At 74.1% G+C, this 21,093-nt stretch carries 19 protein-coding genes; 11 read left to right on the forward strand and 8 right to left on the reverse strand.

What is annotated here, in order from left to right; all coding sequences use genetic code 11:
• Window positions 1-537, forward strand: coding sequence for an arginine repressor (locus tag ACFZAU_RS37975; protein ID WP_500555990.1), 537 nt, complete (start codon window positions 1-3; stop codon window positions 535-537).
• Window positions 538-625: 88 nt separating this feature from the next.
• On the opposite strand, the gene ACFZAU_RS37980 is transcribed toward ACFZAU_RS37975, so the two are convergent.
• From ACFZAU_RS37980 to ACFZAU_RS37995, 4 genes are read right to left on the reverse strand one after another with little or no spacing between them, the layout of a single operon-like run.
• Window positions 626-1,405, reverse strand: a complete 780-nt coding sequence (locus ACFZAU_RS37980; RefSeq protein ID WP_500555991.1) for an SDR family oxidoreductase — start codon at window positions 1,403-1,405, stop codon at window positions 626-628.
• A 34-nt stretch (window positions 1,406-1,439) separates the two neighbouring features.
• Window positions 1,440-2,216 carry an FAD:protein FMN transferase gene (locus ACFZAU_RS37985; protein ID WP_500555992.1) on the reverse strand — a complete coding sequence of 259 codons (777 nt, stop codon included), beginning with the start codon at window positions 2,214-2,216 and terminating at the stop codon, window positions 1,440-1,442.
• A 2-nt stretch (window positions 2,217-2,218) separates the two neighbouring features.
• Window positions 2,219-2,764, reverse strand: coding sequence for an FMN-binding protein (locus tag ACFZAU_RS37990; RefSeq protein WP_500555993.1), 546 nt, complete (start codon window positions 2,762-2,764; stop codon window positions 2,219-2,221).
• 7 nt (window positions 2,765-2,771) lie between these two features.
• Window positions 2,772-4,157 (reverse strand): ferredoxin reductase family protein, encoded by a 1,386-nt coding sequence (locus ACFZAU_RS37995; RefSeq protein ID WP_500556008.1) that lies wholly within the window; start codon window positions 4,155-4,157, stop codon window positions 2,772-2,774.
• Window positions 4,158-4,439: 282 nt separating this feature from the next.
• On the opposite strand from ACFZAU_RS37995, the gene ACFZAU_RS38000 reads away from it, so the two are divergent.
• From ACFZAU_RS38000 to ACFZAU_RS38015, 4 genes are all read left to right on the forward strand, one after another.
• Window positions 4,440-5,633 carry an argininosuccinate synthase gene (locus tag ACFZAU_RS38000; RefSeq protein WP_500555994.1) on the forward strand — a complete coding sequence of 398 codons (1,194 nt, stop codon included), beginning with the start codon at window positions 4,440-4,442 and terminating at the stop codon, window positions 5,631-5,633.
• Between the two features lie 89 nt (window positions 5,634-5,722).
• The gene (argH, locus tag ACFZAU_RS38005) at window positions 5,723-7,150 is read left to right on the forward strand and encodes an argininosuccinate lyase (protein ID WP_500555995.1); all 1,428 of its coding nucleotides are present in this window, start codon (window positions 5,723-5,725) and stop codon (window positions 7,148-7,150) included.
• Window positions 7,151-7,249: 99 nt separating this feature from the next.
• Window positions 7,250-7,807 carry a TetR/AcrR family transcriptional regulator gene (locus tag ACFZAU_RS38010; protein ID WP_500555996.1) on the forward strand — a complete coding sequence of 186 codons (558 nt, stop codon included), beginning with the start codon at window positions 7,250-7,252 and terminating at the stop codon, window positions 7,805-7,807.
• A complete protein-coding gene (locus tag ACFZAU_RS38015; protein WP_500555997.1) occupies window positions 7,804-9,249 on the forward strand; it encodes an MFS transporter in 1,446 nt (481 codons plus the stop codon). The genes ACFZAU_RS38010 and ACFZAU_RS38015 overlap by 4 nt, the downstream gene beginning before the upstream one ends.
• Window positions 9,250-9,298: 49 nt before the next feature.
• Here ACFZAU_RS38015 and ACFZAU_RS38020 read toward each other — a convergent pair whose 3' ends face one another.
• Complete coding sequence (locus ACFZAU_RS38020; RefSeq protein ID WP_500555998.1) at window positions 9,299-10,012, reverse strand: hypothetical protein; 714 nt, start codon at window positions 10,010-10,012, stop codon at window positions 9,299-9,301.
• Window positions 10,013-10,168: 156 nt separating this feature from the next.
• On the opposite strand from ACFZAU_RS38020, the gene ACFZAU_RS38025 reads away from it, so the two are divergent.
• Window positions 10,169-14,587 carry a tetratricopeptide repeat protein gene (locus ACFZAU_RS38025; RefSeq protein ID WP_500555999.1) on the forward strand — a complete coding sequence of 1,473 codons (4,419 nt, stop codon included), beginning with the start codon at window positions 10,169-10,171 and terminating at the stop codon, window positions 14,585-14,587.
• Between the two features lie 54 nt (window positions 14,588-14,641).
• Here ACFZAU_RS38025 and ACFZAU_RS38030 read toward each other — a convergent pair whose 3' ends face one another.
• Window positions 14,642-15,298, reverse strand: coding sequence for a lysophospholipid acyltransferase family protein (locus tag ACFZAU_RS38030; RefSeq protein WP_500463574.1), 657 nt, complete (start codon window positions 15,296-15,298; stop codon window positions 14,642-14,644).
• Between the two features lie 301 nt (window positions 15,299-15,599).
• Between ACFZAU_RS38030 and ACFZAU_RS38035 the strand changes: the two genes are divergently transcribed.
• The 3 genes from ACFZAU_RS38035 to ACFZAU_RS38045 all read left to right on the forward strand — a co-directional run bounded on the left by ACFZAU_RS38035 (window position 15,600) and on the right by ACFZAU_RS38045 (window position 18,041).
• Complete coding sequence (locus ACFZAU_RS38035) at window positions 15,600-16,793, forward strand: glycerophosphodiester phosphodiesterase (RefSeq protein ID WP_500556000.1); 1,194 nt, start codon at window positions 15,600-15,602, stop codon at window positions 16,791-16,793.
• Window positions 16,794-16,883: 90 nt separating this feature from the next.
• Window positions 16,884-17,408, forward strand: coding sequence for a sigma-70 family RNA polymerase sigma factor (locus ACFZAU_RS38040; protein ID WP_500556001.1), 525 nt, complete (start codon window positions 16,884-16,886; stop codon window positions 17,406-17,408).
• Between the two features lie 123 nt (window positions 17,409-17,531).
• Window positions 17,532-18,041 (forward strand): GNAT family N-acetyltransferase, encoded by a 510-nt coding sequence (locus ACFZAU_RS38045; protein ID WP_499603429.1) that lies wholly within the window; start codon window positions 17,532-17,534, stop codon window positions 18,039-18,041.
• 7 nt (window positions 18,042-18,048) lie between these two features.
• Here the strand turns inward: ACFZAU_RS38045 and ACFZAU_RS38050 are convergent, their stop codons facing one another.
• Window positions 18,049-18,510 (reverse strand): hypothetical protein, encoded by a 462-nt coding sequence (locus tag ACFZAU_RS38050; RefSeq protein ID WP_499603428.1) that lies wholly within the window; start codon window positions 18,508-18,510, stop codon window positions 18,049-18,051.
• Window positions 18,503-18,871 (reverse strand): hypothetical protein, encoded by a 369-nt coding sequence (locus tag ACFZAU_RS38055; RefSeq protein WP_499603425.1) that lies wholly within the window; start codon window positions 18,869-18,871, stop codon window positions 18,503-18,505. The genes ACFZAU_RS38050 and ACFZAU_RS38055 overlap by 8 nt, the downstream gene beginning before the upstream one ends.
• Window positions 18,872-19,321: 450 nt before the next feature.
• Between ACFZAU_RS38055 and ACFZAU_RS38060 the strand changes: the two genes are divergently transcribed.
• Together ACFZAU_RS38060 and ACFZAU_RS38065 are read left to right on the forward strand one after the other, a co-directional pair.
• The gene (locus ACFZAU_RS38060) at window positions 19,322-20,359 is read left to right on the forward strand and encodes a methionine ABC transporter ATP-binding protein (protein ID WP_499603423.1); all 1,038 of its coding nucleotides are present in this window, start codon (window positions 19,322-19,324) and stop codon (window positions 20,357-20,359) included.
• Window positions 20,356-21,075 (forward strand): methionine ABC transporter permease, encoded by a 720-nt coding sequence (locus tag ACFZAU_RS38065; protein WP_499603421.1) that lies wholly within the window; start codon window positions 20,356-20,358, stop codon window positions 21,073-21,075. Before ACFZAU_RS38060 ends, ACFZAU_RS38065 begins: the two co-directional genes overlap by 4 nt.
• The last annotated feature ends 18 nt before the right edge of the window (window positions 21,076-21,093 follow it).

Here is a 21,093-nt window from a genome sequence, read left to right on the forward strand (position 1 = left end):
ATGAGCGAGGCGCAGCAGCAGGCCGGCGGGGGAGCCGCCGCCGTACCGCAGACCCGGATGGCACGCCACCGGCGGATCGTGGACATCCTGAACCGGCAGCCGGTGCGGTCCCAGAGCCAGCTCGCCAAGCTGCTCTCCGACGACGGGCTGAGCGTCACCCAGGCGACGCTCTCCCGCGACCTCGACGAACTGGGCGCGGTGAAGATCCGCACCAACAACGGCGAGCTGATCTACGCCGTGCCCAGCGAGGGCGGCTTCCGCACCCCCATGGCGCCGCTCGGGGAGTCGGTGAAGGAGGAGCGGATGCGCCGCCTCGCCGGCGAGCTGCTGATCTCCGCGGAGGCCTCGGCCAACCTCGTGGTCGTCCGCACGCCGCCCGGTGCCGCGCAGTTCTTCGCGTCCGCGATCGACCAGGCCGAGGTGTACGACATCCTCGGCACCATCGCGGGCGACGACACGGTCATGCTGATCAGCCGCGACCCGTCCGGCGGGCAGGCGGTCGCCGACCACCTGCTGCGCCTGGCCGCGGGCGGCTAGACCTGGGCCCTGGGCCCCGGGCCGTACGGCGGTTCCCCCGGCCGGAAGCCGGAGGAACCGCCGTGTCCGGGGGCTCCCCGGGGTGCGGTCAGACGACGGGGCTCAGGCCGCCGTCGAAGTTGATGCCGGTGCCGGTCACGTAGCCGGCCCGGTCGGACAGCAGGAACGCCACCAGGTCGGCGAACTCCTCGGCGCGGCCCACCCGGCCCAGCGGGATGCCGGAGTCGCGGCCCATCGTGGCGTACAGCTCCTCGAGGGGGATGCCGCGCTCCTCGGCCTGCCGGGTCCACTGGCCGCTCTCCGCCAGGCCGACGAGGACGGCGTTGACGCGGATGTTGTCCGGCCCCAGTTCCTTGGACAGTGCCTTGGTCAGGGCGAGTCCGGCCGCGCGGGAGACCGAGGTCGGGGTGCTGCCGGCGCCGGGCGCCTTGGCCGACACGGCGAGGGTGTTGACGACGCCGCCGCCCCCCGCGGCGCGCAGGTGGGGGAGGGCCAGCCGGGTCAGCCGTACCGCGGCGTGCAGCTTCAGTTGCAGGTCCTCCTCCCACACCGAGTCGTCCTGGCGCTCGAAGAAACCGGCCGCGCTGCGGCCCGCGTTGTTGACCACGGCGTCGATCCGTGCCCAGCGCCCGTCGGCGGCGGCGACGAAGCGCTCGAGGTCCTCGGGACGGGTGACGTCCGCGGGCACGCCCAGCACGTCGGCGCCGCCGGCGCCGAGTTCCTTCACCACGTGCTCGATGCGTTCGGGGTCACGTCCGCACAGCGCCACCTTGGCGCCCTCGGCGGCCAGCCGCCGGACAAGGGCCGCGCCGAGTCCGTCGGACCCTCCGGTGACCAGCACGACCTTGCCGTTCAGTTGCAGATCCATGTGACGCATTCTTGCCACTGGGAACAGCTGATCGTCAAGCGCTCAACTTCGCCACGAAACGCCCGAATCCCGTGGTGTGCCAGGTCGTGCCGTCGGGGACGACGGCGAAGGCCTCCACATCGGGGAGCGCTTCCAGCCACTCGCGGGCCCGGCCGCCCATGGCGTACCCGGCCGTGGCCCAGGTGTCGGCCTCGGTGAGGGAGGCGCTCACCACGGTGAGCGAGGCGAGTCCTCCGGCGGGCGGGGCGCCGGTGTGCGGGTCGAGGATGTGGCAACCGCGCTCGGCTGGCCCGGAGGTGGCGACGGCCAGTCCGCCCTCCGCCTCGACGACGGTGGCCAGTCCGCCGGGCCGCAGCGGGTCGGCGATGCCGACCCGCCAGGGGCCGCCGGTCAGCTGGACGTCGCCGCCGCCGTTGAGGCAGACCTTCCCGGCGCCCGCCTCCGCGAGCGTCCGGACGGCCCGCTCCACCGCCCAGCCCTTGACCAGGCCCGTGGGGTCGGGCGCGGTGCCGGGGCCGGCGTAGCGCGCGGTGAACCAGCCGCCGGTGCGGCGCTCGGCGTCCTCGCACAGCTCCAGGACCTCCCGCACCTCGGCGGAGCAGTCGGCGAGGCCGAGTTCACCGCGGCCGAGCCGGCTGACCTCGCTGTCGGCGCGGAAGGTGGAGAACACCGCGTCGACCGCGTGCAGGCCCGCCACCGCCGCGTCCAGGGCGGTCCGGACGCGCGGGTCGCGGGCGCCGCGCACGTCGAAGGAGAACACCGTCCCCATGCAGTGCTCCACGTGCCGCAGGCGCGGCGGGTTCTCGGGCATCGTCAGGCACCGGCCCTGTCCAGGGCGCTCTGCAGCGACTTCCGGTAGCCCTCGCTGGTGAAGGAGGCGCCGGAGACGGTGTCGATCTGCGCGCTCTGGGCGGTGACCGCGGCCTGGTTGAGCTCCGGGACGGCGGTGGCGGTCAGCTGGTCGCTGGTGGGGGTGCCGGCGGGCGCCTGGACGGCGGCCGCCGAGACGATCCGCCCGCCCTCGACGGTGATCTTCACCTGGACGGGCCCGTAGCTGGTCTGCGCGACGTCGCCGGTGACGGTCCTCCGCGCGGGCGCGCCGCCCTGCCCGTCCTGCCCGCCCGGCTTCCGCGCACCGCCGTTGCCGCCGCCGTCCGCAGGGGCCGAGGCGACCGGGACCGACGGGTCGGGGCCGGCGGGCGAGGGGGCCGCGGAGACCGGCGGCAACGGCTGTGCCGGGCCGCCGGCCTGCGAGGTGAAGGGCGCCGTCGTCGGCTTCAGGGCGAGCAGCAGCACGACCCCGGAGACGGTCGTCACGCTGCTCAGGAGGATCCGGCGCAGCGGGTGCTTCTTCTTCACTCGGACCTCACATCTCGAAGGACTCGTGGTGGATACGGCGTTCCGGCACGCCTGCCTCGCGCAGCGCGGAGTACGACTCCTCGGCCAGCCCCGGCGGGCCGCACAGGTACACGTCGTGCCGGTCGATGTCCGGCAGCATCCGCCGCAGTCCCTGGGCGGTGATCTCCGGGCGGGCGCCGTCGGGTCCGTTCACCGCGTACACCAGGCGCGCGCCGCGTTCGGCCGCGATCTCCTCCAGCTCGGCCCACAGCGCGAGGTCCTGCCGGCTGCGGGCCCGGTAGAGCAGGGTGAGGTCGCCGGGCGCGGCGGGCAACGTCTCGAACAGCGCCCGCAGCGGGGTGATCCCGGCGCCGCCCGCCAGCAGCAGCACCTTGCCGCCGCGGCGGCGGGAGGCCGTCATGGCGCCGTACGGGCCCTCCGCCCACACCCGGGTGCCGGGTTCGAGCGAGGCGAGCGCAAAGCTGTGGCCCCCGACCGCCTTGACGGTGATCCGCAGCAGGTCGGGCCGCGGCGGCGCCGACAGGGAGTACGGGTTGGCGCTCCAGCGCAGCCCCGGGGCGAGGAAGCGCCAGCGGAAGAACTGGCCGGGCTCGGCGCCGAGGCGGTGCAGCCGGCGTCCCGTGATCAGCACCGAGACCACGCCCGGCGCCTCCTCCACGGTCTCCGCGACCCGCATCCGGTGCCGCATGTTGAGCCGGACCGGTACCAGCAACCGGTACCAGAGCACCAGCGCCGTCACCGACCCGTACAGCGCGTACCAGATGCCGCGCGCGGTGGCGCTGCCCGCGAACTCGGCGCCGGTGGCGAGCTGGTGCCAGAAGGTCAGGTAGACGGCGGCGTAGGTCAGCAGGTGGACGTAGTACCAGGTCTCGTAGCGCATCCGGCGGCGCAGCGCCTTCGCCGAGACGAAGCCGATGACCAGCAGCAGCGCGGTGCCGGCGGTCGCCTCGATCATCCGCGGGTAGTCCAGGACCACGGACACCGACTGCTGCGCGATCGGCTGCCCCGACTGCTCGGAGTAGCCCCACAGGATCAGCGCGACGTGGACGACGACCAGCGAGACGGCGTAGCGGCCGCTCATCGCGTGCCAGCGGGCGACCCGGTCGCTGCCCACGCGCCGCTCCAGCGCGGGGACCCGGGCCATCTGCAGGACGACCAGGGCGATGGCGTAGCCGCCGAGCAGCCCGGTGATCCGGCCCGCGGCGGTGAGCCGGCCGGCCGCGGTCGGCTGGACGTAGGGAGTGTTGCCCCACCACAGCCACACGACCCCGGCGGCGCCCGCCCAGGCCAGGAGGAGCAGCGGGATCGCGGGGGAACGGCGGGGCCGGATCCGGCGCATGGCCTGCCGCCTGCCCGCCCTGCTGTTGTGGATCATCGTGGTCGTGGCCGCCATGCGCATGGGTACGCACGGCCCCGCGCCGCCGCTCAAAGCCCGGGTTCTCCCCATGTGGCGTGCGCCGTTGTGGTATTGCCGCGCGCAGCGGGGAGCGGCCGTGCCGGGGCGGTCGGCGGCGTCCTCGGCGGGGCTGCCGCGGCCGGCCGCCGACACGCCGGTGACCTGCGAGGACATCGCCGATTGACGAAGCATGCAGAGGAGTGCATACTTATACCCAACAGCGTATGCATCATCACCGCCGCCATACGCACTCGACCTCGCGCACCAAAGGAGAGACCCGTGACCGAGCGCGTCGTACTCGCCTACTCGGGCGGACTGGACACCTCCGTCGCCATCGGATGGATCGCCGAGGAGACCGGCGCCGAGGTCATCGCCGTGGCCGTGGACGTCGGTCAGGGCGGCGAGGACCTGGACGTCATCCGCAAGCGGGCGCTCGCTTGCGGCGCGGTCGAGGCCGAGGTCGCCGACGCCAGGGACGAGTTCGCCGACGAGTACTGCCTCCCGGCGATCAAGGCCAACGCCCTCTACATGGACCGCTACCCGCTGGTCTCCGCGCTCTCCCGGCCGACCATCGTCAAGCACCTGGTGGCGGCCGCCAAGAAGCACGGCGCCTCGATCGTCGCCCACGGCTGCACCGGCAAGGGCAACGACCAGGTCCGCTTCGAGGCCGGAATCTCCTCCCTCGCCCCCGAGCTGACCTGCATCGCGCCGGTCCGCGACTACGCGATGACCCGGGACAAGGCGATCGCGTTCTGCGAGGAGAAGAACCTCCCCATCGCCACCACCAAGAAGTCCCCCTACTCGATCGACCAGAACGTCTTCGGCCGCGCCGTCGAGACCGGCTTCCTCGAGGACATCTGGAACGCCCCGATCGAGGACGTCTACGAGTACACCCAGAACCCGGCCGCGCCCCGCGAGGCCGACGAGCTGGTCATCAGCTTCGAGCGGGGCGTCCCGGTCGCGATCGACGGCAAGCCCGTCACCGTGCTGCAGGCGATCCAGCAGCTGAACGAGCGCGCGGGCGCCCAGGGCGTCGGCCGGATCGACATGGTCGAGGACCGCCTGGTCGGCATCAAGTCCCGCGAGGTGTACGAGGCCCCGGGCGCGATCGCCCTGATCACCGCCCACCAGGAGCTGGAGAACGTCACCGTCGAGCGCGAACTCGCCCGCTACAAGCGGCAGGTGGAGCAGCGCTGGGGCGAGCTGGTCTACGACGGCCTGTGGTTCTCCCCGCTCAAGCGGGCCCTGGACGGCTTCATCGAGGAGGCCAACCAGCACGTCACCGGCGACATCCGGATGACCCTGCACGGCGGCCGCGCCGTCGTCACCGGCCGCAAGTCCGCCGAGTCCCTGTACGACTTCAACCTGGCGACCTACGACACCGGCGACACGTTCGACCAGTCCCTCTCCAAGGGCTTCATCGAGATCTTCGGCATGTCGTCGAAGATCGCGGCCAAGCGGGACCTGGCCTAGCCCGTAGCCTCGACCACGGCAGCCCGCCTCCCCGCCCCCGTGGCGGGGAGGCGGCCGCACATCCACCCCCGACGGAAGCGAGCAGAGCAGTGACCACCAACAGCGGCGACGTCCGGCTCTGGGGCGGGCGTTTCGCCGACGGCCCCGCGGAGGCGCTGGCCAAGCTCTCCGCGTCCGTCCACTTCGACTGGCGGCTCGCGCCGTACGACATCGCGGGCTCCCGCGCCCACGCGCGCGTGCTGCACAAGGCGGGCCTGCTGAGCGAGGTCGAGCTGACCCGCATGCTCGCCGGCCTCGACCAGCTGGAGTCCGACGTCGCCGACGGCTCCTTCACCGGGACCATCGCCGACGAGGACGTCCACACCGCCCTGGAACGCGGACTGCTGGAGCGCCTCGGCCCCGACCTCGGCGGCAAGCTGCGCGCCGGCCGGTCCCGCAACGACCAGGTCGCCACGCTCTTCCGGATGTACCTGCGCGACCACGCCCGGATCGTCGGGGGCCTGATCGCCGAGCTGCAGCAGGCCCTGGTCCGGCTGGCCGAGACGCACAGGGACGTCGCCATGCCCGGCCGCACCCATCTGCAGCACGCGCAGCCGGTGCTCTTCGCCCACCACGTGCTCGCCCACGTCCAGGCGCTGTCCCGGGACGCCGAGCGCCTGCGGCAGTGGGACGCGCGCACCGCCGTCTCGCCGTACGGCTCTGGCGCGCTCGCCGGCTCCTCGCTCGGGCTGGACCCGGAGGCGGTCGCCAGGGACCTCGGCTTCGAGCACGGCTCGGTGGCCAACTCCATCGACGGCACGGCCTCGCGCGACTTCGTCGCCGAGTTCGCCTTCATCACCGCCATGATCGGCGTCGACCTCTCGCGGATCGCGGAGGAGGTCATCATCTGGAACACGAAGGAGTTCTCCTTCGTGACCCTCCACGACGCCTTCTCCACCGGCTCGTCGATCATGCCGCAGAAGAAGAACCCGGACATCGCCGAACTCGCCCGCGGCAAGTCGGGGCGGCTCATCGGCAACCTGACCGGGCTGCTCGCCACGCTGAAGGCGCTGCCGCTGGCGTACAACCGCGACCTGCAGGAGGACAAGGAGCCGGTCTTCGACTCCTGCGACACCCTCGAGGTCCTGCTGCCCGCCTTCACGGGGATGATGGCCACGCTCACCGTCAACCGGGAGCGGATGGAGGAACTCGCCCCGGCCGGCTTCTCGCTCGCCACGGACATCGCCGAGTGGCTGGTGAAGCAGGGGGTGCCCTTCCGCGTCGCGCACGAGGTCGCGGGGGAGTGCGTGAAGGTCTGCGAGGCCGAGGGGATCGAGCTGGACCAGCTCACCGACGAGCAGTTCGCGAAGATCTCGCCCCACCTCACCGCCGAGGTGCGCACCGTGCTCGACGTCCCCGGCGCGCTGGCCGCCCGCGACGGCCGCGGCGGGACCGCGCCGTCGGCGGTCGTCGTCCAGCTCGCCGAGGTCAAGCGGGACCTGGCCGTCCAGCTCGCCTGGGCACAGGCCAAGGGCTGATCCCGCAGGCGGGGAGCCCGGCCGGGTCCGTCCACCCGGCCGGGCTTCTTCGTCCTCTCGAATGAGACATCAATGTCTCATTCGGGTTACCCTTGTCTCATGAGCTTCGATCGTGAGCAGGTCCTGCGGGACGCGGCCGACCTGCTGTCGCGGCGTGCCACCGCCTCCATGGACGAGATCGCCAAGGCCGCCGGCGTCAGCCGCGCCACGCTCCACCGGCACTTCCCCGGCCGGGACGCGCTCGTGCGGGCCCTCGGTCTGCTCGGCATCGAGCAGACCGAGGAGCGCCTGGACGCGGCGCGGATCGAGGAGGGCGACCCCGTCGAGGCCGTCCGCCGGCTCATCGCCGAGGCCGGGCCCGTCTCCGGCTTCGTCGCCTTCCTCTACGGCGAGAACCAGATCTACGACTTCGCCGAGATCAACGAGGGCTGGGCACGCATCGACGCCCGGGTCGCCGCCCTCTTCCGGCGCGGCCAGGAGACCGGCGCCTTCCGGTACGACCTGACCCCCGCCTGGCTCGTCGAGGCGCTGTACGCGCTCATCGCCGCCTCCGCCTGGTCCGTCCAGGACGGCCGCACGGCCCGCCTCGACTCCGCCCGCATGGTCACCGAACTGCTGCTCGGCGGCATGCTGCGCCACCCCCGGAGCGGATCATGACCACCGCCGCACCCGTCACGGGCGCGCGCCACGACGACCGCGGGCACCCCGCCCGCTGGCTCGCCCTCGGCGTCCTCACCCTCGCGCTGCTGCTCATCGCCGTCGACGCCACCGTGCTCGGTCTCGCCGTGCCCTTCCTCAGCGCGGACCTGCGGCCGACCTCCACCCAACTGCTGTGGATAGGCGACGTCTACTCCTTCGTCATCGCCGGACTGCTCGTCTCCATGGGCGGTCTCGGCGACCGCATCGGCCGCAAGCGGCTGCTGCTCACCGGCACCGCCGCCTTCGGCGCGCTCTCCGTGTTCGCCGCGTACGCCACGAGTCCCGGCATGCTCATCACCGCCCGCGCCCTCATGGGCGTCGCGGGCGCCACCCTCATGCCGTCCACGCTCGCGCTGATCCGCACCCTCTTCCCCGACCCGCGCGAACGGAGCTTCGCCATCGGCGTCTGGGGCGCCGTCTCGACCGCGGGCGCCGCCCTCGGACCGGTCGTCGGCGGGATCCTCCTCGAGCACTTCTGGTGGGGCTCGGTCTTCCTGGTCAACCTGCCCGTCATGGCACTGCTGCTCGTCGTCGGCGCCCGGCTGCTGCCCGAGTCCCGCGACCCCGCGCCCGGCCCCTGGGACCCGCCCAGCGTCCTGCTCTCGCTGGTCGGCATGTTCGGCGTCGTCTACGCCGTCAAGCAGCTCGCCGTGCACGGCCCCGGCCCCGGCGCGGCCGGCGCCGGCCTGCTCGGCGCGGCCTGCCTGCTCGCCTTCGTCCGCAGGCAACTCGCCCTGCCCAAGCCGCTGCTGGACGTACGGCTCTTCCGGCACCGCGGCTTCTCCGGCGCGGTGCTGGCCGACCTGCTCACCGTGCTCGGCCTCGCCGGGAGCGTTTTTTTCCTCTCCCAGTTCCTCCAGCTCGTCCAGGGCCGCTCCCCGCTCCAGGCGGGCCTGTGCGAACTGCCCGCGACCCTCGGCGCCGCCGCCACCGGCCTCGCCGCCGGCGCCGTGGCGCGCCGCTGGTCGGTCCGCGTGGCCGTCGCCGGCGGACTGGTCGCCACCGGAATCGCCCTGCTCGCGCTCCTGGCCCTGCGCCCCGGCACGGGGTACCTCCTCCTCGGCGCCGCGCTGCTGGTCGTCGGCGCCGGAGCCGGGCTGTCGTTCACCGTCACGGCCGACGTCATCCTCTCCAGCGTCCCGCCGCGGCAGGCCGGTGCCGCCTCGGGCGTCTCGGAGACCGCGTACGAACTCGGCGCGGCCCTCGGCATCGCCCTCCTGGGGTCCGTCGTCACCGGCATCTCCGGCGGCCCCGCCGCGGCCGACCCCGCCGCCTTCACCGACGGCCTGCGCGCCGCGTCCGGGGCCGGCGGCGCCGTCCTGCTGCTGGCCGCCGGCGCCGCCTGGCGCCTGCTGCGCGGCCAGCGGCTTGCCGAGCGGCGGGTCCCGGTGGGCCCCTGAGCGCCGGGCGGCCCCCGGACGGCGCCGCCGCTCCTTGCCCGGGGCCGGCTCAGCCGGCGCCGGGGTCGTCGAGGGTGAAGACCGTCAGCCACTGCCCGCCCGCGGGCGTGTAGCCCAGGTCCATCAGCGCCGTGGTCACCGCGCGCATGTGCGCCGCGCCGTACAGGATCCCGGCCGTGAACGGCTCGGTACGGCCGGCGCGGGAGCGGTGCAGGTGGGTCACGGCGTCGATCAGCAGACGGTCGCGCCGGTGCAGCACCAGGTCGTCCGTCCGGAGCTCCGTCTCCTCCTCGTCGTCGACCGGCAGGTCCTCCAGCCGCATGTGCCGGGCGAGGAAGCGGCGGGTGCCCAGCAGCCGCATGCCCGCGACGTAGGCCGGCACGAGCGCGGCAATCGCCGCCCGCTCCCGCAGCGGCAGCCGCCGCCACCGCTCGTCGAACTCCTCGCCCCTCATGTCCGGGCAGATCACCGGCACGCCGAGCGTCGTGAAGTCGATGTCCTGGACGACCAGCCCGAGACGCTCGCTGCCCGAGAGGCTGCGGTAGGACCGGGTCAGGGCACGCGTCACCGTGCTCCCCCGGACGCCCTCGGCGATCACCAGGTCGCACGTGGCGCGCAGACGGGCCGTCACCGCCTCGTAGAAGGCCGGCTCCGCCAGGTGGATCATCGGGTACAGCTCGAAGACCAGCGCCGTCCTGCGGCTGCGGAAGCGGATGACCGCCGACCGTACCCCCGCCAGCTCCGTGACCTCTATGTACTGCACAGGTCCCCCCCCGCCCCGGTGGATCCGTCACCCGGGAGGACGCTCCGCGCCGGTCGGCGGGTTGCGGCGGCCGCCGGCCGCCGGCCCCGACTCCGGCCGCACGGCGCCCGGTCGACTCCGTATGCTGCCGGTACCCGCCGCGGGGGAGGGAGCGCCATGAGCACGGACGCACGGCCCGGTCAGGACACCGACGCCCTGGCCGTCCTGAGGGAGTTCACCCTCGACTGCCGCTACGAGGACGCCGAGGCGCTCATCGGCGCCGAACTCGCCCGCGCGGCGGACGACCCGGCGCGGACGGCCCGGCTGCACGTCGCCCGCGGCCGGTTGCGGCTGCGGCGCCACGAACACCGGGCAGCGCTGGCCGAGTTCGCCGACGCCCTGCGCCACGACCCGGAATGCGGCCCCGCCGCGGGGTGGCGCGTCGCGGCGCTCGACCGCATGGGCCGCCGGGACGAGGCCCTGGCCGAGGGCAGGGCGGCCGCTGCGCGGCTCCCGGAGGCCGCGGACGTCCACACGGCGCTCGGCTGGCTGCACCACCGGGCATGCCGCTGGGACGAGGCACTGGCGGCCTTCGAACGGGCCACGGCCGCCGGACCGCGCCAGGCGGAGGGCTGGATCGGCGCCGCGTGGACCCGCGTCGAACTCGGCGACACCGCGGCCGCCCTGCGCGGCCTGGAGGACGCCGAACGCGCCCTCGCCGACCCCGTCGAGGTCCGCTGCGCCGCCGTACGGATCGCGGCGGGCCGGGGCGGGAACGAACTCGCCGACGCCAAAATGGCCTCCGCCCGCTCCCTCGACACCGACGACGTCGCCGTGCTGACGGCGCAGGTCCGGTACGAGAGCGGCCGCGGCGACGCCCGGGCCGCGCTGGAGGCCGCCGAGCGCCTCGTCGCCCGCTACCCGCGCCGGCCCGAGGCGCACGTCGAACACGCCCGCCGCCTGATCGGCCTCGGACGCACGGACGAGGCGGTCGCGGCCTGCGACCGGGCGCTGGCGCTCGCGCCCCGCGCCGACCTCGCGTGGGAGTGCCGGGCCGAGGCCCAGCGACGGGGCGGCGACCCGCAGGCCGCACGCGCGACCGGACGGCGGGCGGTGCGGGAGTGCCCGTACGCGGCCGACGTCCGGCTGGAACTCGCCCTCGCCGAACTGGCCGTCGGGGCGCTCGACCGCGCCCTCGCCCTCACCGACGAGGCCCTGGCACTCGACCCGTGCTCCCGCTGGGGGCTGAGCGTCCGGGCCGAACTGCTCCTGCGCGGCGGCGACGTGGACGGGGCGGTCGCGGTCGCCCGGCACAGTGCCGCGCTGCGGCCCGCCGACCCGGAGGAACTGGCCGCCCTCGCCGGGGTCCTGGGCGCGGCCGGCCGGTACGACGAGGCGCTGGACGCCGTCACGCGCGCCAGGGAACTCGACCCGTCCGACACCTCCCTGATGGAGCGTGCGCTGGCCCTGCTGCGCGGCGCCCACCGCTGGGACGACGCGGCGGAGTCGATCGCCGCGCTGCGCGCCGCCGACCGTACGGGACGCCTGGAAGGGCTGCTCCTGGAGGAGCAGGCCTGCCTGTCCTTCGCGCGGCAGCATCACGCCCGGGCCGTGGAGGAGTGCGAGGCCGCACTGCGGGCGGAACCGGGACGCGCTTTCACGGCCCGCCTGCGCGTCCGTTCCCTGCACGCCCTCGGCCGGCTCGCCGACGCGGAGGCCGCCGCCCGGGAGGGCGTCGACGCCGCCGCCGACGACCCCCGGGCGCACGCGCTCCTGGCGACGGTCCTGTTCGCCGCCGAGCGCACCGAGGAGGCACTGGCGGCCGTGGACCGCGCACTGCGTCTCGACGCCCACGCGCCGGAGACCCACGTCGCCAGGCTCGACGGCCTCCGGGCGGCGGCACGCTGGAGCGAGGCCGAGGAGGCCCTGGAGGAGGCCGTACGCCGGGGCGTGCCCGCCGACGTGGTGGCCGTCCAGCGCGCCAGGACGGCCCTCGGCCGGGACGACCACGACGCGGCCCTCGCCGCGGCCGAGGAGTGCCTGCGCCTGCGCCCGGACGACGACGAGGCGCTGGAGCTGATCGCCACGGCGCACGTCGGCCGTGCCGACTGGCCCGCGGCCGAGGCGGCCGCCCGCCGGGCCGCCGCCGTGGCGCCCCGCTCGGGGGCGGGGCCCACGCTGCTCGCGCAGTGCTTCGGCGAGCAGGACCGCAGGGCCGAGGAGTGCGAGGCGTACGAGGAGGCGCTGCGGCGCGAGCCGGACCACCGCGACGCGCTGCTCGGCAGGCTCGCCGCCCTGCGGGCGCTCGGACGCTGGGAGGAGGCCGAGCGGGCCGCCGGGGACGCCGCCGGGCTCCGGCCCGACGACCCCGAGGTGCTGATCGCCGTCGGCCGGCTCCACGCCGCGATGGAACGCCCCGGCGAGGGCCTGCCGTTCGCCCGGCGCGCCGCGGAACTCACCGACGACGGCCCCGACGCCGTCGACCTGCTGGGCTGGCTGCTGCGCCGGTCACGGCGCTGGGACGAGGCGGAGCGGACGCTGCGGCGCGTCGCCGACCGGCGTCCCACGGCGCCGGACGCCCACATGGACCTGGCCTATTGCCTCTGGGACCAGGACAAGGACACGGAGTGCCTGGAGAGCGTGGACCGCGCCCTCGCCCTGCGGCCCGACCGCGTCCGTACGCTGACCTTCAAGGTGGAGGTGCTGTGCTCGCTGCGGCGCTGGAGCGAGGCGGAGGCCGTCGCCCGTCAGGCGCGCGGCAGCCGTCCGGAGATCGCCGCAGCGTACGTCGCGACCGCCCAGGTGCTCGCCGACACCTTCCGCCGCGAGGAGGCCCTGCCGCACCTGAGACGGGCCCTGCAGCTCGACCCCCGGCACGAGTGGGCGACCCGGCTGCTGGTCGACACCCTTGCCGCGCTGGGCCGCTTCGAGGAGGCGGAACAGGCCGCGGAGGCGCTGCTCGGCAGGGTCCCGGACGCGACCTCCGTGCGGTGCCGGCTCGCCGCCGTGCTCCGCGCCCGGCACCGGTACGACGAGGCACTGGCCCAGTGCGAACGCGCCGTGGCCGACGCCCCGTACAGCGTGGCCGCCCACGACCAGCACGTCACCACCCTGCGCGAATGCGGCAGCCTGGACGAGGCCGAGAGCCGCGCCGAGGAGTTCACCCGCGTCCGTCCGCACCTGGTGTCGCTGCGGTTCCAGCTGGCCGCGGTGCACGCGGAGCGCGGCGACCACGACGCGGCCCGGCAGGTCCTGGACGAACTCCTCGAATCCGCCTCCGGCCCCCTCGGGCGGGCGGAGGCCCGGGCCGCGGCCGGCTGGGTCGCGCTGATGGACCAGCGGCCGCTGGAGGCGGCGGACGCCTTCGCGGAGGTCCTGCGGGAGTGGCCGCACGACCACGACTTCCGGATCGGCCGCGCCTGGTCGCTGGTACGCCTGGCGGACCTCGGCCCCGGCACCCCCGAGGCGCAGGCGCGCCTGGCCGACGCCACCGCCCACTGCCGCGCGGTCGCCCGGGAGGACCCGCGCAGCGCCGCCGCCCACACCTGCCTCGGGCTGATCGCGCACCGGCGCGGCGAACCGGCCGCCGCCGAGCGGCACTTCACCCGCGCCGTCGAGCTGGACCCGTACGGGCGCCCGCACACCGAACTGGGCGCCCTCCTCGTGCAGCTCGGCCGGTACGCGGAGGCGGAGACCGTGCTGCGCCGGGCCGTCGGGCTGGACTGGTACGACGTCCAGGCCCACGTCGAACTGGGCAGCCTCGCGCTGCACCGGGCCCGGGAGGGCGGGGGCGCGGCGGCGACGGCCGAGGCGGCCGGCGAGTTCCGCCGGGCCGTCGCGGTCGACCCGGACAGCGGCAGCGCGGCCCTCGGGCTCGCCGTCGCACTGGCGGAGGGCACCGGTGACCTCGGCGCCGCCGAGGAGGAACTGCGGCGGGTGCTCGCCCGGCCCGGGGTGCGGGACCAGCCGGCCTGGCAGTTGCGGCTCGCCCTCGCGCGCCTGCTGGTGCAGGCCGGCGACGCCGAGCAGGACGCCGACCGCTACCGCGACGCCGGCCAGGAGGCCCGCGCCGCCATCCGGCTGGCCGAGCGCGAGGCCGAACCGCACTTCGTGGCGGGCGTCGTGGAGCAGCGCCTGGGCACGCAGACCGTCGACGTCCGGCTGAAACTGCTGCACCGGCGCCGGGCCCAGCGCTTCCTGACCCGCTGCCGCCGTCTCGACCCGGCGCACCAGGACGCGCAGCGGGCGCTGCGGCTGCTGGAGGAGGACGCCAGGGCCGCCCGGGGGAGCCGGCTGAGCAGCGCGGTCCTGGTGCTGGTGGCGACCGCCGTGCTCGGCGCGGCCTGGGTGGACTTCCTGTGGAAGCACCACGTCACCGCCGTGATGCTCACGACGCTCACCCCGGTGCTGGCCGGCCTCATCGCGGTGGGCTTCCTGCTGCCGGTGCTGATCCGGCTCAAGCTGCCCGGCGGGATGGAGGCCGACCTGTCCGCGAGCATCGGGCAGATCTCCCGGGGCCCGCGCGGAGAGGTCGCGCTCACCCCGGCGCGGACGCCCGCCGGCAACGGGCCGGCCGGCCGGATGCCGCGTCTGTGAGCGGGGGAGGGGGCGGTGCGGTCGCGCGCGGGGGTGCGGCGGAAACGGTGGCGGCTACGCCGCCGTCGCGTGGTCCCCGGCCTTGGTCGCCTTCGCCTTCGTCGCGTAGATGTCGACGTACTCCTGGCCGGACAGCCGCATCACATGGCTCATCACCTCGTCGGTGACGGCGCGCAGCACGTAGCGGTCGCGGTCCATGCCCTCGTAGCGGGAGAACTCCAGCGCCTTGCCGAACCGGACGGTGAAGCGGTGCAGCCGCGGGACGCCGGCGCCGCCGGGCTGGATGCGGTCGGTGTCGACCATCGCGAACGGGACGACCGGCGCCCCGGTCATCAGCGCGAGCCGTGACACGCCGGTACGGCCGCGGTAGAGGCGGCCGTCGGGGGAGCGGGTGCCCTCGGGGTAGATGCCGAAGACCCGGCCCTCGTCGAGGATGCGACGGCCGGTCATGAGCGCGGCGACCCCGCCGTGCCCGCCGTCGCGGTCCACCGGGATCATGCCGACCGAGGTGAAGAAGGCCGCCATCAGCCGGCCCTTGACCCCGGGGGTGGTGACGTACTCGTCCTTGCCGATGAAGAAGACTTGACGCTTCACGACCAGCGACAGGAACATCGAGTCGATGAAGGTGACGTGGTTGCCGGCGAGGATCACGGGTCCGTCGCCCGGGATGTGCTCCGCGCCCTCGACCCTGGGGCGGAACAGTACGCGCATCAGTACTCCGAGCAGTGCCTTGAGGATGATGCGGAACAACGGGTCCTCCGGTCGTGGTCGGCGGGAGTCGGCCGGACGCCCGCGGGGTTTCGCTCACCAGTGTGCGCCTCCCCCGGTGAGGACGATACTTCCGCCACGGCGCGACACGCACACCGGGTTCACACGACCGGTACGCATTGTTGACGTGCGTTCCCGTCACGTTCCGTCGCTCGCCGCCCGGGGGCAACACGGGCCCGCCTACGATGCGCCCGTCGCTTGGCAGGTTCCGGACGAACGTTCGGCCCGACACGAGGGAGCGCACATGACGCACGAGCAGCAGGCCGGCCGGGAGCAGGGCAGGGGGCCCGGGCGCCGGGCGCTGATCGGGGCCGCGGCGCTCGGCGCCGGCGTCACCGTGCTCGGCGGCGCGGGCACCGCCGCGGCCGGCGAGCGGAACTCCTCGCACGGCTCCTCCCACGGTTCCGTCCCCGTCCTCCCGCTGCCGGTGCCGACCGTCGTCGGCCACCGCGGCGCGAGCGGCTACCGCCCCGAGCACACCCTCGGCTCCTACCAGCTCGCCCTGGACCTCGGCGCCGACGTCATCGAGCAGGACGTCGTCCCCACCAAGGACGGCCACCTCGTCTGCCGCCACGAGCCGGAGATCGGCGGCACCACGGACGTCGCCGACCACCCCGAGTTCGCCTCCCGCCGGACCACCAAGACCATCGACGGGGTCGCCACCACCGGCTGGTTCACCGAGGACTTCACCCTCGCCGAGCTGAAGACCCTGCGCGCGGTCGAGCGCCTGCCCGCACAGCGGCAGCGCAACACCCTCTACAACGGCCACTTCGAGGTGCCCACCTTCGAGGAGGTGCTGCGCTGGGCCGACGAGCAGGGCCGCCGCCGCGGCAAGGCGGTGTGGCTGCACGTCGAGACCAAGCACCCCACCTACTTCCGCGGCATCGCTCTCGGCCTGGAGGAGCGCCTCGCCAAGCTGCTGCGCCGCTACGGCCGCGACAAGCGCAACTCGCCGCTGTTCCTGCAGTCCTTCGAGCCCGGCAGCATCCAGCGGCTCGGCGCGCTCGGCCTGCGCAACCCCAAGGTCGTCCTGCTGGACGCGGCGACCACCCGCCCGTACGACTTCGTCGCCGCCGGTGACCCGCGCACCGTGGCCGACCTGGTCACCCCGGCCGGCCTGAAGTGGATCGCCGGTTTCGCGCAGGGCATCGGCCCCACCCTGAACCTGATCATCCCGCGCGACGCGGCCGGCAAGCTCGGCAAGCCCACCACCCTGGTGCGCGACGCCCACAAGGCCGGGCTGATCCTGCACCCCTACACGATGCGCAACGAGAACAGCTTCCTGCCCGCCGACTTCCGGGTCGGCACGGACCCCAACGCCTACGGCGACGCCTTCGGCACCTTCAAGGTCTACTTCGAGCAGGGCATCGACGGCATCTTCTCGGACAACTGCGACACCGCGCTCCTGGCCCGCGCGGAGTTCCTCGCCCGGAGGTGATCGTCAACACCGGGTGATCCTCCTCCCGCGCACGGGTGGTTCCCCCGCCAGGGGGCAACCACCCGGCGCGGCACGGGTGTCCCGGCGGGCATGACCCCGCGCGTACGACACGAAGAACTGACCGCCATCCGCCCGCTGCTCGCCGCCGAGGCCGCGGCCGAGGAGGTCCCCGCCTGCGTCGAGGCGGCCGACCTCGAGCAGTCGGTGTGGCTGCGGCTGCTGGAGCTCCCCGAGCCGCCCGCCGACCCCGCCCGCTGGCTGCGCCGGGCGGTGCGGGCCGAGGCCCGCCTGGCCGTGCGCCGGGCCCGCCGGGAGACGCCGTACGGCCCCGGCCGCCACCCCGCCGCCGAGGCCCTGCCGAGCACCGAACAGCAGGTGCTCGCCGCCGAGCAGCGCCGCACGCTGCTGGCCGCCGCGCGCCGGCTGCCCGGCCGCTGCCCGGAACTGGTGTCCGCCCTGATCTCCCGTTCCGACCCCACGTACCGGGAAATCTCCCGGGAGTTGGGTATCTCACAGGGCAGCCTCGGCCCGATGCGTTCCCGGTGCCTGAGTTGCCTGCGTACGATCCTCGGAACCGGGGTTGCATCACCCGTACGACGGGGTAATGCACCGTAAACAGTCGGCGTATGGACGCTTGTGCACGGCCGCGCCGCCTTCCGGAAACGATTCAGGGCAACGTCCCGCGCCGCACCCTCACCCCCCGCGGCCCGGGCGGACTCGAAGGAGAGGCCAGCGCACATGGGCATGAGCGTGACCATCTCTGCGGCTACCGGCGACGACGCCGAGAAGATCCTCAAACTGCAGTACCTCTGCTACCAGGACGAAGCCGCACTGTACGGGGACTACGGCATAGAACCGCTGACCCAGACCCTCGAGGCGCTGCGCGCCGAACTCGAGGGCGGGATCGTGGTGGTGGCCCGGCTGGGCGAGGAGGTGGTGGGTTCGGTCCGCGGTTCCGTGGACGAGGACGGCACCGCGCGGATCGCCAAGCTGATCGTCCACCCCCGCATGCAGCGGCACGGACTCGGCGGCCGTCTGCTGCGGGCCATCGAGGAGCGCCTGGCCGAGGAGAGCGAGGCCAAGCGGTACCGGCTGTTCACCGGGCACCGCAGCGAGTTCAACCTGCGGCTGTACCGCAAGCTGGGGTACGCGCAGGTCGGCAGCGTCGAACCGGTCACCCGGCAGCTGAGCCTGGTGCACATGGAGAAGCCGGCCGCCCGGCCCGAGACCTACGCCGCGAGCGCCTGACCTCGGGTCAGGACGCGGGGTCCTGCTCGGATGCCTGCTGTGGCCGCGCCTGCCGGCGCAGCCACAGCAGGCCGGTCACCGGCACGACGACGGGCAGGAACAGGTAGCCCATGCCGTAGTCGGACCACACGGTCTGGTCGGGGAACGCCCCGGAGTCGACCAGCGTCAGGGTGCCCACCGTCAGCACACCGGCCAGTTCGAGCGCGCAGCTGACCAGCGCCACCTTCCGGGCACCCTCGCCGCCCCGCCACAGGGCCACCGTGATCACCGCGTAGAGGACGCCCGCCAGCAGGGAGAGCAGGTAGGCCAGCGGCGCCTCGTCGAACTGCATGCTGATCTGCACGATCGCGCGGGAGAGCGCGGCGACGGTGAAGACGCCGTACAGGGAGAGCAGCAGCCTGCCCGGTCCGCGGCCGATGCCGGGCCCGGCGGTCGCGGGCGCTGTGGTGTCCTTCGTGCTCTCAGGCACTGACGCCTCCCCAGATGTCGTGGAGCCGCACCTCCAGCACGGCCAGGATCACCCCGCCCGCGGCCACGATCGCAGAACCCCAGCGGGTGCGCTCGGTCAGCGACATGAAGCCCGCCGCCGGGACGGTGCAGGCGGCGCCGATCAGGTACGCCACGAAGATCGTCGTGCCGTCCACCGGCTTCTCGCCGCCGGTGAGCTTGACCACGCCTATCACCAGCTGGACGAGCGCGAGCACCGCCACCAGGACCATGCCGATGAAGTGCCAGTCCTTGGTCGGCTGGTCGCGGAAGGCCGCGAAGCCGCACCAGGCGGCCAGGAGCAGCGCCGTGGCCGAGACCACGATCGTGAGCGCGTCGAGCATGGCGCGACTCTATTACGGGCCGGAACCGGCGGTCCGCGGCCCCCTGGCTGTCCACATTGCGGACTGCCGGACCGGATATTGGTACACCGCTTGGCCGTCTGCTTTACTGGGCCCATGACCACGACGAACCGCCGCTGCCGCGCGACCGAGGCGATGACGCCCGGTGTTCGTCGTATGTGTCGAATGTGTGCACGCTGAGGGCCCACGCCACCTGAGTCTCGTGCCCCGAAGCGAGACCCGCCCCTCCTGCAACGGACCGCACACCCCCATGCTCACGGAATCGCAGCAGACCTTCCGCCGCTGCCGGCTGGCGCACGACCCCCAGCCGCCCGGCACCCACTGCTGATCTCCTCCCGCGCCCCCCGAGGGGCGGAGCCATGCCATGTCCTCGGTCCATACACCCCGTGTGCGGCTTTCGTCCGCCGCGCACTCGACAGTGACGGAAATCCAGTGATCACCACAACGGGCCTGACCAAGGTCTACCGTTCCCGTGACCGGGAGACGGTGGCCCTCGACGGCGTCGACCTGCACGTCCGCGAGGGCGAGGTCTACGGCGTCGTCGGACGCAGCGGCGCGGGCAAGAGCACGCTCATCCGCTGCGTGAACCTGCTGGAGCGGCCCACCTCGGGCACCGTCGAGGTGGCCGGCCGCGACCTGACCGCGCTGGCCGGCCGCTCCGACCGCGCCGGCTCCGCCCTGCGCACCGCCCGCACCGGCATCGGCATGGTCTTCCAGCACTTCAACCTGCTGTCCTCGCGCACCGTCCGCGACAACGTCGAACTGCCCCTGGAGATCCTCGGGGTCAGCGGCCGCGAACGCCGCCGCAAGGCCCTCGAACTGCTCGACCTGGTCGGCCTGGCCGACAAGGCCCGCGCCTACCCGGCGCAGCTGTCCGGCGGCCAGAAGCAGCGCGTCGGCATCGCCCGCTCCCTGGCCGGCGACCCGAAGGTGCTGCTCTCCGACGAGGCCACCTCCGCGCTCGACCCCGAGACCACCCGCTCGATCCTGCAACTGCTGCGCGACCTCAACCAGCAGCTCGGCCTGACCGTCCTGCTCATCACCCACGAGATGGACGTCGTCAAGGCCGTCTGCGACTCCGCCGCGCTGATGAAGGGAGGCCGCATCGTGGAATCCGGCAAGGTCACCGACCTGCTCGCCACGCCCGGCTCCGAACTGGCCCACGAACTCTTCCCGGTCGGCGGCGAGCCGTCCGGCGAGGGCCGCACCGTGGTCGACCTCACCTTCCACGGGGAGGCCGCCACCGAGCCCGTCATCTCCCAGCTCTCCCGCACCTACAACATCGACATCTCCGTGCTGGGCGCCGCCCTGGAGACCATCGGCGGCCGCCAGGTCGGCCGGATGCGGATCGAGCTGCCCGGCGCGTTCGAGGACAACGTGGTGCCGATCGGCTTCCTCCGCGAGAAGGGCCTCCAGGTCGACGTCGCCCCGGCCGCCGGGCACGAGCTGGTCGAGGAGGCCGCGAAGTGACCTGGTCGCAGATGCAGCCGCTGCTGTCGCAGGCCTGTTGGGAAACCCTGATCATGGTCGGCTGGTCCACGCTGATCGCGCTGGCCGGGGGACTGCCGCTGGGCGTCCTGCTGGTACTGACCGACCGTGGCGGACTGCTGCGCAACGCCCCGGTCAACAAGGCCGTCGGCGCGGTCGTGAACCTCGGCCGCTCACTGCCCTTCCTCATCCTGATGATCTCCGTGCTGCCCTTCACCCGCTGGGTGATCGGCACCACCATCGGCGCCGAGGCCATGGTCGTCCCGCTCTCCATCGGCGCCATACCGTTCCTCGCGCGGCTGGTGGAGACCTCCGTGCGCGAGGTCGACGGCGGACTCGTCGAAGCCGTCCAGGCCATGGGCGGCAGCACCTGGACCGTCGTCCGCAAGGCCCTGCTGCCCGAATCGCTGCCCTCCCTGATCGCCGGGCTCACCACGACCGTGATCGCGCTCATCGGCTACTCCGCCATGGCCGGCACCATCGGCGGCGGTGGCCTCGGCGACCTCGCCATCCGCTACGGCTACCAGCGGTTCGAGACCTCGCTGATGCTCGTCACGATCGGCGTGCTGATCGTCATCGTGACCGTCGTCCAGCTCGCCGGCGACCTCGCCGCCCGCGCCGCCTCGCACCGCGGCCGCACCTCCACCGCGCCCCGGCTGCGCCTCCTGCGCCCGGCCGCGACCCCCGAAGCCTCCTGACACCGCAAGGCAACACCG

Source organism: Streptomyces sp. NPDC008238, from assembly GCF_042956445.1.
Lineage (GTDB): Bacteria > Actinomycetota > Actinomycetes > Streptomycetales > Streptomycetaceae > Actinacidiphila.

Bases quoted from the DNA above. Each gene is read 5' to 3' on its own strand.
- ACFZAU_RS37975 (WP_500555990.1), top strand. From the start codon at position 1: ATGAGCGAGGCGCAGCAGCAGGCCGGCGGGGGAGCCGCCGCCGTACCG.
- ACFZAU_RS37980 (WP_500555991.1), bottom strand. From the start codon at position 1,405: ATGGATCTGCAACTGAACGGCAAGGTCGTGCTGGTCACCGGAGGGTCC.
- ACFZAU_RS37985 (WP_500555992.1), bottom strand. From the start codon at position 2,216: ATGCCCGAGAACCCGCCGCGCCTGCGGCACGTGGAGCACTGCATGGGG.
- ACFZAU_RS37995 (WP_500556008.1), bottom strand. From the start codon at position 4,157: ATGGCGGCCACGACCACGATGATCCACAACAGCAGGGCGGGCAGGCGG.
- ACFZAU_RS38010 (WP_500555996.1), top strand. From the start codon at position 7,250: ATGAGCTTCGATCGTGAGCAGGTCCTGCGGGACGCGGCCGACCTGCTG.
- ACFZAU_RS38015 (WP_500555997.1), top strand. From the start codon at position 7,804: ATGACCACCGCCGCACCCGTCACGGGCGCGCGCCACGACGACCGCGGG.
- ACFZAU_RS38025 (WP_500555999.1), top strand. From the start codon at position 10,169: ATGAGCACGGACGCACGGCCCGGTCAGGACACCGACGCCCTGGCCGTC.
- ACFZAU_RS38030 (WP_500463574.1), bottom strand. From the start codon at position 15,298: ATGCGCGTACTGTTCCGCCCCAGGGTCGAGGGCGCGGAGCACATCCCG.
- ACFZAU_RS38035 (WP_500556000.1), top strand. From the start codon at position 15,600: ATGACGCACGAGCAGCAGGCCGGCCGGGAGCAGGGCAGGGGGCCCGGG.
- ACFZAU_RS38040 (WP_500556001.1), top strand. From the start codon at position 16,884: ATGACCCCGCGCGTACGACACGAAGAACTGACCGCCATCCGCCCGCTG.
- ACFZAU_RS38045 (WP_499603429.1), top strand. From the start codon at position 17,532: ATGGGCATGAGCGTGACCATCTCTGCGGCTACCGGCGACGACGCCGAG.
- ACFZAU_RS38055 (WP_499603425.1), bottom strand. From the start codon at position 18,871: ATGCTCGACGCGCTCACGATCGTGGTCTCGGCCACGGCGCTGCTCCTG.